The 6,737-nt window shown below is 53.4% G+C and carries 6 protein-coding genes; 4 read left to right on the top strand and 2 right to left on the bottom strand.

From position 1 onward, the window contains the following. Positions 1–190: 190 nt before the first annotated feature. Together J8I82_RS36910 and J8I82_RS36905 are read right to left on the bottom strand one after the other, a co-directional pair. A complete protein-coding gene (locus J8I82_RS36910; RefSeq protein WP_209765492.1) occupies positions 191–415 on the bottom strand; it encodes an FmdB family zinc ribbon protein in 225 nt (74 codons plus the stop codon). Between the two features lie 46 nt (positions 416–461). Continuing rightward, the gene (locus tag J8I82_RS36905) at positions 462–1,070 is read right to left on the bottom strand and encodes a hypothetical protein (protein WP_209765490.1); all 609 of its coding nucleotides are present in this window, start codon (positions 1,068–1,070) and stop codon (positions 462–464) included. 435 nt (positions 1,071–1,505) lie between these two features. On the opposite strand from J8I82_RS36905, the gene nifH reads away from it, so the two are divergent. From nifH to J8I82_RS36885, 4 genes are all read left to right on the top strand, one after another. Beyond that, entirely contained in the window at positions 1,506–2,387 is an 882-nt protein-coding gene (gene nifH / locus J8I82_RS36900; protein ID WP_209765488.1) for a nitrogenase iron protein, read from the top strand. A 79-nt stretch (positions 2,388–2,466) separates the two neighbouring features. Next, the gene (nifD, locus tag J8I82_RS36895; protein ID WP_209765486.1) at positions 2,467–3,975 is read left to right on the top strand and encodes a nitrogenase molybdenum-iron protein alpha chain; all 1,509 of its coding nucleotides are present in this window, start codon (positions 2,467–2,469) and stop codon (positions 3,973–3,975) included. Positions 3,976–4,001: 26 nt separating this feature from the next. Further along, the gene (gene nifK / locus J8I82_RS36890) at positions 4,002–5,561 is read left to right on the top strand and encodes a nitrogenase molybdenum-iron protein subunit beta (RefSeq protein ID WP_209765484.1); all 1,560 of its coding nucleotides are present in this window, start codon (positions 4,002–4,004) and stop codon (positions 5,559–5,561) included. Positions 5,562–5,761: 200 nt separating this feature from the next. Beyond that, positions 5,762–6,484 (top strand): type 1 glutamine amidotransferase domain-containing protein, encoded by a 723-nt coding sequence (locus tag J8I82_RS36885; protein ID WP_209765482.1) that lies wholly within the window; start codon positions 5,762–5,764, stop codon positions 6,482–6,484. The last annotated feature ends 253 nt before the right edge of the window (positions 6,485–6,737 follow it).

The following is a 6,737-nucleotide window of genomic DNA, read 5'->3' as shown; positions in this document are numbered from 1 at the left end:
CCCTTACCTCGAAATTCCCAGGGCCTCAGGCTCCATGCCTCGCTGCGGAGACGGTCCTACTTCCGTATAAGGGGATGATCTAGACGGGCCAATGAAACCTTTTCAAGTTGCATTGAAGTAGAGCCTCAATTTCCCATAGATTCTATGTTGATGCAGTGAGATTGTGGTGCACTGTACGCGCTGCCTGCGCCTACTCAACGTCCCTAGGCGAGTAGTTGCTGAAATGCCCTTCCCTGGCGGCCCGGCGGCGTGCGGCGGCAATAATCGCCTTGCGGCGTTCGGGCGGCGATGGTGCACTGACCTGCTTATTTAACGCATTACTACCACAATGCGGACACGTGGGCGTCGTGGCACCGCGCACAAGTGCTTCGAACCGCGACTTGCAGTCGCTACATACATAGTCGTAGAGCGGCATAATATGATGGTTCTCGGCAGACGAAATATCCGGCTTAGGATTTAAGTCAAACTGGGCGATTCTCGTTTGGATTACGCACCGCTCCCATGAGGCGAAGACCCTCAGAATAACTAATCGTATCAAAAGGCGAGTCGAATCGAATTGCAGCATCGGCGACTGCCTCCAACTTGCCGGCGGTGCCCTTTTTCTTCAATTCGTTCTTATCCAGATGCAGCAGATCCACCATCTCGTTGTAAACCGTAGATTCCAGAATAGGCAGTACGTAGAACATTGCTCCTTTGTATGGCACTTTGTAGCGCCTCGCCAGGTCAATGTTGTCGCAGAACAGAAAATACTTTCCGCGCGGCGACAGAGTGCCATCGAGCACATTCGCAACCTCAATCAGATGCTCGAAGCTTAGCAGCCAGCCGGCGAAGAACGGAATGTGCTGGTCGCCAACCGTGCCCACCGTCATGATCTGTTCGCAACAGAGCTGGGGCGGTCGCGCTTCATCGGCGAGGCGCCGGGCGAACCTCAGGGCGAGTTCGCCGCGGAAGCCAACTCTGTGAGGCGTAATGGTGCGGCCTTTGAAGACAGCATTGAGGAGGCGGCCCTCGTGTTCTAACCGAGCCAGCGGAGTTTCGGCGAGTTCGTGGCGGGTAATCATATCACTCATCGGTATTCCTCGTTCGCAGGTTACGGAGCGCCCTTAACTACGGGCGCTGATAGTCAGCGTCAGCAACGTTCCGGGAAGGTTTGCAATATCCGTACCAGCGCCAATGCCAGTCAGGGGGCATATTGGCAAGGTGAAGCGGACACACGCCGTACGGAAAAATGTCGTTCGCCGACAAAGTGCGCATGGATTGTTGGGAACGTGACGCCTCGAAGGTCGGTCGTGCAAGCCGCGCAAACCTGTTAGATGCCGAACTGGAGCCGGCTTCCGCCATTTCTCCCCGCATGGCACGAAATCTGCGCAGGGCTACTTGCACGGGCACAATCCGGCTGAAACGTGACTTGACACAAAAAGGACTCTTAGGGACAACACCTCAGGCATATTGTCGCAGTTTTCGCAGCTTTGATTCGCAATCGTGAACTTCAACGGAGTAAAACAATGTCTCAACTTCGGCAAATTGCCTTCTACGGAAAAGGCGGTATCGGTAAGTCCACTACCTCGCAGAACACGCTAGCGGCCCTGAGCGACCTCGGGCAGAAGATCCTTATCGTTGGATGTGACCCCAAGGCTGATTCGACACGCTTAATACTGCATGCGAAAGCCCAGGACACGATCCTTTCCCTTGCAGCGGAAGCCGGATCGGTCGAGGATCTTGAAATTGATGACGTTATGAAAATTGGCTACAAGGACATCCGCTGCGTCGAGTCGGGGGGGCCGGAACCTGGTGTAGGTTGCGCAGGCCGAGGCGTGATTACTTCAATCAATTTCCTCGAGGAAAACGGGGCGTATGACGGCGTCGATTACGTGTCGTACGACGTTCTTGGAGACGTCGTTTGCGGTGGCTTCGCAATGCCGATACGCGAGAACAAGGCTCAGGAAATCTACATCGTGATGTCGGGTGAGATGATGGCAATGTACGCAGCGAACAACATCTCGAAGGGCATTCTAAAGTATGCGAATAGCGGCGGCGTGCGCCTGGGCGGTCTGATTTGCAATGAACGCAAGACTGACAAGGAGCTCGAGCTTGCTGAATCGCTTGCTACGATGCTTGGAACGAGGCTGATTCATTTCGTGCCCCGCGACAACATCGTCCAACACGCAGAATTGCGGAGAATGACCGTGATCGAGTATGCACCGGATAGCAAGCAGGCAGGTGAGTATCGAACGCTTGCCGAAAAAATTCATCACAACGGCGGTAACGGCGTGGTTCCAACGCCGATCACAATGGATCAGCTTGAGGATCTGCTGATGGAGAAGGGAATCCTGGCGCAGGTCGACGAATCACAAGTTGGCAAGACTGCGGCAGACCTGACTGCTTGATGCAAAAAGGGGAGCTGATCGCCGTGCGGTGCACGGCGGGTGATTTCAACGATGACATGCTTCACTTATGGAATACGAAATGACCACGACGGTAGAGCAACGCAAGGCAACGAACAACGCCCTCATTGACGAAGTGCTGCGAGCTTACCCAGAGAAGACGGCCAAACGGCGGGCGAAGCATTTGGGTTCCTTTGGGGAAGGCAAGCCAGACTGTGGCGTTAAGTCCAACATCAAATCGCTGCCCGGCGTGATGACGATTCGAGGGTGTGCGTACGCCGGATCGAAGGGTGTTGTTTGGGGGCCGATCAAGGACATGATCCACATCAGTCACGGGCCTGTCGGCTGCGGTCAGTATTCATGGGGATCGCGTCGCAACTATTACGTTGGCACAACAGGGATCGATACGTTTGTCACGATGCAGTTCACGTCCGATTTCCAGGAAAAGGACATTGTGTTCGGAGGCGACAAAAAGCTCGACAAGATCATCGACGAGATCCAAGAACTGTTTCCGCTCAACCGAGGCATCTCCATCCAAACTGAATGTCCAATCGGGCTCATTGGGGATGACATTGAGGCAGTCGCGAAGAAGAAGAGTAACCAGCACAGCGGGCACACGATCGCTCCTGTGCGTTGCGAAGGTTTTCGCGGTGTATCTCAGTCACTCGGGCACCATCTGGCAAATGATTCGATCCGCGATTATGTGTTCGACGCGGTTGACAGAAATAAGCGGTCCTCGCTCGAGTCGACACCTTACGACGTCGCCATCATCGGCGATTACAACATTGGCGGCGATGCCTGGTCAAGCCGTATCCTCCTTGAAGAGATAGGGTTGCGCGTGATCGCGCAGTGGTCTGGTGATGGCACCCTAGCGGAGCTAGAGAACACGCCGAGATCAAAGCTGAACCTGCTGCACTGCTATCGTTCCATGAATTACATCAGCCGTCACATGGAGGAGAAGTATGGGATTCCATGGGTCGAGTACAACTTCTTTGGTCCGACCATGATCGAAAGGAGTCTCCGTGAGATTGCGAGCCAATTCGACGATTCGATCAAGGCGAATGCTGAGAAGGTGATCGCCAAATATCGCCCCTTAACGGATGCGGTCATAGCCAAGTATAAGCCACGTCTGCAAGACAGGAAGGTAATGCTCTTCGTAGGTGGTTTGCGCCCGCGTCACGTCATAGGAGCATATGAGGACCTGGGCATGGATGTAGTAGGCACAGGGTACGAGTTCGCTCACAATGACGACTACCAGCGCACGACGCACTACATAAAGGACGGCACTCTAATCTATGATGACGTGACCGGCTACGAATTCGAGAAATTTGTTGAGCGAATGCAACCGGACCTGGTCGGTTCTGGCATCAAAGAAAAATATGTCTTTCAGAAGATGGGCATTCCATTTCGCCAAATGCATAGCTGGGACTATTCCGGTCCCTATCACGGCTATGATGGATTTGCAATTTTTGCACGTGACATGGACATGGCCATATCAAGTCCAGTTTGGAGTCTCTCGAAGGCACCGTGGCTTGATGCGGTCAGAGAGAAGGGCCCAAAGAGCGTAGCGGCTAAGGCGGTCGGTTGTTGAATTTTTGATACGGGAGTTAGAAAGACATGCCTCAATCCACCGATAGAATTCTCGATTATGAAATGCTCTTTAGAGAGCCGGAGTACCAGACGCTTTTTCGAAACAAAAGGGAAGCCTTCGAGTCAGGCCATCCTGAGGAGGTAGTGAAGAAGTTCGCGGAATGGACAAAAACAGAAGAATACAAGGAGAAAAACTTTGCCCGTAATTCACTGACTGTAAATCCGGCAAAGGCATGCCAGCCTCTTGGAGCCGTGTTTGTGGCAAACGGCTTTCACAAGACACTGCCCTTCGTGCACGGCTCACAGGGCTGCGTGGCGTATTACCGCTCGCATTTCTCGCGGCATTTCAAGGAACCAACGTCGTGCGTCAGCTCCTCAATGACGGAAGACGCGGCCGTGTTCGGGGGGCTGAACAACATGATGGACGGCCTTGCAAATGCTTACAGTCTCTATGAGCCAGAGATGATCGCCGTATCGACGACATGCATGGCAGAGGTGATCGGCGACGACGTCGACGCTTTCATCAAGAACAGCAAGCAGAAGGGCAGCATACCTGAGGACTACGATGTGCCATTTGCACACACGCCCGCGTTTGTTGGGAGCCACGTGACAGGCTACGATAATGCGTTGCTCGGAATTCTCAAGTACTTCTGGGATGGCAAGGCAGGTACCTCGACGCCGCTAACGCGTGTGTCGGACGACAGCGTGAACTTTATCGGGGGATTCGACGGTTTCGTTGTCGGCAATATGAGAGAGATTCGCCGAATATTCGATCTATTCGGCGTGAACGTAAATATCATCTGCGACCCGTCGGATACATGGAACACCCCGACTGATGGCGAGTTCCGAATGTACCACGGTGGAACGACGAAAGAAGACGTCCAGCGTGCGCTTAATGCGAAGGCAACGTTCATCTTTCAGGAGTATTGCTGCGAGAAGACTAGCAAATTCATCACTGAACACGGTCAGGAGGTTGTCCTGCTTAACGCGCCCGTCGGCGTCGGGGGAACCGACCATTTCCTTATGGAAATTTCTCGGGTGACTGGGAAGCCGATTCCCGCGGAGCTCGAAAGGGAACGTGGCCAACTCGTCGACGCGATGGCCGACAGTCAGGCGAATCTGCACGGCAAGCGTTACGCTCTCTACGGGGATCCGGATCAGGTACTGGGATATACACAGTTCCTGCTTGAGCTCGGCGCGGAGCCCGTGCATGTGCTAGCAACCAACGGGAACGATGATTGGGCGGCGAAAGTGAGGGCGCTGCTGGACGCGTCGCCATACGGCACAGCGGGTAAGGTGTATCCTAAGCGTGATCTTTGGCACCTGCGCTCGCTGCTCTTTACAGAGCCGGTGGATTTCTTGATCGGAAACACATATGGCAAGTATTTAGAACGCGACGTTGGCACACCCTTAGTGCGACTCGTGTTCCCAATCTTCGATCGCCATCATTATCATCGTTACCCGACGTGGGGGTACGCCGGCGGATTGCGAATCCTTCTGGCACTACTCGATGAATTGTTCGAGACTCTGGATTCCAATACGATTGCTGTTTCGAAGACCGACTACGGCTATGACATTGTTCGCTGACAGCGGTGTGGTGGGAGCAACAACGCCGCTTTGGCGCGACCGGTCGAATTGAATCGGGCCAGAACTCGATATCACAGGTTGTGTCGTAGTAAATATTTTCGACTTTGTTTGATGTATTACTTCGAATTGGGAGGGGGCCCAGGCGTTTCCCCGATGCCTCCAGAATTCATTTCTTCAATGCGGAAGCAGGATATTTTTTCATGTGCTATAACCAAAAAATACGTGTTCTTCTTATCATGTCTTCGGTCGACGAGATGGGAATCAGCGGCAAGCAGTCTGGTACTTGGTTTCACGAACTGGCCGCACCTTATTATCTCCTCACCGAAGCTGGTTTTGAAGTCGTCTTCGCCACGCCGGCGGGCGGTGCAGCGCCAATCGATCTGCTGAGCATGAAGCCGCCATTTACTACCGAATACACCGAGCGCTTCCTCAACGACCCGATTGCACTGTTTGCGGCGCAGAACACGCGCAGGCTGCGCAACATTGATTACAGCGGCTTTGATGCTGCATTCTTCCCCGGTGGCTATGGTTTGCTATGGGATTTGGCCTCGGATTCATACACAATCAAGTTGATTCGTGATTTCTATGAATCGGGCCGTCCGATAGCAATGGTGTGCCATGCACCGGCCATCCTGCGCGACGTCAAGAAGAGCAACGGCGAGTATTTGGTCAATGGTCTTAAAATCACCGGCTTCAAGAACGACGAAGACCGTGAGCTGAAACTGCTGAATCATCTGTTGTACTCACTCGAGGACGAGCTTAAAAGACGTGGCGCCCTGTATAGGTGTGCCAACAACTGGGAGCCGTATTTGGTTATCGACGGAGCGCTAATGTCCGGTCAAAGTCCGGCCTCGGCCGTGCCGCTGGCTAAAGCGTTGTGCGTGCATCTGAAGATGAATGACACGGATAGAGATGCTTCGTAAGCGTGCGATATCCCAGGCATCAGGATATCGAGGCGACAAAGCGGCGCAGTGTTCGAGGTCGATGTATTCTGCTGCCGGGGCGGGGGGAGGGTCGCTGAGGCAGTGCGAGCCTATACGTAACTCAAAACATTGTTACTAAAATATAGAATCGAATTTTAGGTAAATGCATTTGTTTTGGCGCCCTCAAATCTGAAGTGCAACACCTTGCCATCCGGTAAGGTGTGGTGAATGACAAGAACGAAGTACCAACAAC

It is taken from the genome of Cupriavidus consociatus (assembly GCF_017814975.1).
In the GTDB taxonomy this organism is placed as follows: domain Bacteria; phylum Pseudomonadota; class Gammaproteobacteria; order Burkholderiales; family Burkholderiaceae; genus Cupriavidus; species Cupriavidus consociatus.
Note: the sequence above shows the minus strand (reverse complement) of the source record. Positions and strands in the feature narration are given on the sequence as shown.